The 1,760-nt window shown below is 74.1% G+C and carries 2 protein-coding genes; both read right to left on the bottom strand.

Annotated features, from left to right (window positions below; all coding sequences use genetic code 11):
- Positions 1–608 (bottom strand): cobalt ECF transporter T component CbiQ (gene cbiQ, locus CCN51_RS31550; RefSeq protein ID WP_086860379.1); only part of this gene is annotated, 608 nt, incomplete at its 3' end.
- A gap of 1 nt (position 609) precedes the next feature.
- The coding region (locus tag CCN51_RS31545) for an energy-coupling factor ABC transporter permease (RefSeq protein WP_107426116.1) at positions 610–1,760 on the bottom strand (1,151 nt) is incomplete at its 5' end.

The following is a 1,760-nucleotide window of genomic DNA, read 5'->3' as shown; positions in this document are numbered from 1 at the left end:
CGCTCGTACGAGCGGATGAACAGCGCCCCGGCGGACTTGGCGAGCACGCCCCAGTGGCGCACCCCGCGCGCCTCGAAGCCGCGCGACTGGCGGGCGATCCGCATCCGCCGCATCTCGTCCGTGATGACGTCCCCGTAGCGGATCATGAACGACGCGATCTGGACCAGCAGCGACGGCATCCGCAGCCGCTGCAGCCCCAGCAGCAGGGCGCGCAGCTCGGTCGTCGAGGCCAGCAGCACGGAGGCGGCGACCCCGAGCGTGCCCTTGGCCAGGATGTTCCAGGCGCCCCACAGACCGGGGCGGCTGAGCTCCATCCCGAGCACCGCGACGCGCTCGCCGTCCGCGACGAACGGCATCAGCACGGCGAAGGCCACGAAGGGGATCTCGATCAGCAGCCGCCGCAGCACATACCCCGCCGGAATCCGCGCCACCGCCGCGACCGCCGCCAGCGCCACGGCGTACGCCCCGAAGGCCCACACGGCTTCGCGCGGGGTGGAGACGACGACCAGTACGAAGCAGAGCACCGCGGCGATCTTGCACTGCGGGGGCAGGGCGTGCACCGGTGAGCGGCCCTCCCGGTAGAGCTTGTGGGCGTGGCCCGCGCCCATGTCAGACCGTCTCGGAGTGCTGCGCGGACGGGACGGCGGCAGGCCCGGCGGCGGCCTTCTTGGCGCGGCGCCGTACGACGATGAACAGCCCGGAGCCCACGGCGAGGGTCGCGCCGACCCCGATCACCCCGGCCAGGCCGCCGGAGAGCCGGGCGTCGGAGATGTCCTTGACACCGTAGTCGGCGAGCGGGGAGTCCTTGCTGGCGTGGTCCTCGGTCTTCTTGTCGATGCCGTTGTCATGGGCGACCTTCTCCAGGCCGTCCGGGCTGGCGGACGCGTAGAAGCTGACCACCCCGGCACACAGCAGCGCCGCCGCGACCCCGATCGCCCACACCCGCCGCGCCGACCGCCGCGCCGTCGGCGCGGAGGCCGGGGCTGCGGCGCCCCCCGACGCCGCACCCCCTGCTCGTGCGGCGGCGCCGAGCGGCACGCCGGGCGCCGCCGCAAGGCCGGAGGCCGCCGGGGCGGCGGCGACCTCCGGCGCCCCCGGATCGGCGGCCCTGCCCGCGGCCGATACGGCCGTTGCCGCGAGGCCCGGCGCCGCCGGGGCGGCCACGGCAGCTGTGCGGATCTCCAAGGTGCGCGTCAGACCGCGCGCGCCGTATACGAGGTCGGGGCGGACGGACACCACCGCGCTGACCGTCAGGGCCGTGATCACGGCCTCGCCGATGCCGATCAGTACGTGGACGCCGACCATCGCGGTGAAGACCTTGCCGAGCGAGACATGTGTCGTGCCGCCGAGTGCGTAGATCGCGGTGAAGGCGACGGCCGCGGCCGGTACGGAGAGCAGCGCGGCGACGAAGGAGGCGACGGTCACGGAGCGGCGCCGGCGGGGCGTGAGTTTGAGGATGGCGCGGAAGACGGCGTATGCCACCACCGTGGTGACCACCGCCATATCCGTGATGTTGACGCCGAGCGCGGTGAGGCCGCCGTCCGCGAAGAGCACGCCCTGCATGAGCAGCACCACGGAGACGCACAGCACGCCCGTGTACGGCCCGACGAGTATCGCGGCCAGCGCTCCGCCGAGCAGATGCCCGCTGGTCCCGGCCGCGACCGGGAAGTTCAGCATCTGGACGGCGAAGATGAACGCGGCGACGAGACCGGCCAGCGGCGCGGTGCGCTCACCGCCCGACCCGCCCGACCCGCCCGAAC

Origin of the sequence: Streptomyces milbemycinicus (assembly GCF_002154605.1) — a bacterium.
Taxonomy (GTDB): Bacteria; Actinomycetota; Actinomycetes; order Streptomycetales; family Streptomycetaceae; genus Streptomyces; species Streptomyces milbemycinicus.
The sequence above is the reverse complement of the archived record's forward strand: the minus strand, read 5'-3'. Positions and strand labels throughout refer to the sequence as shown.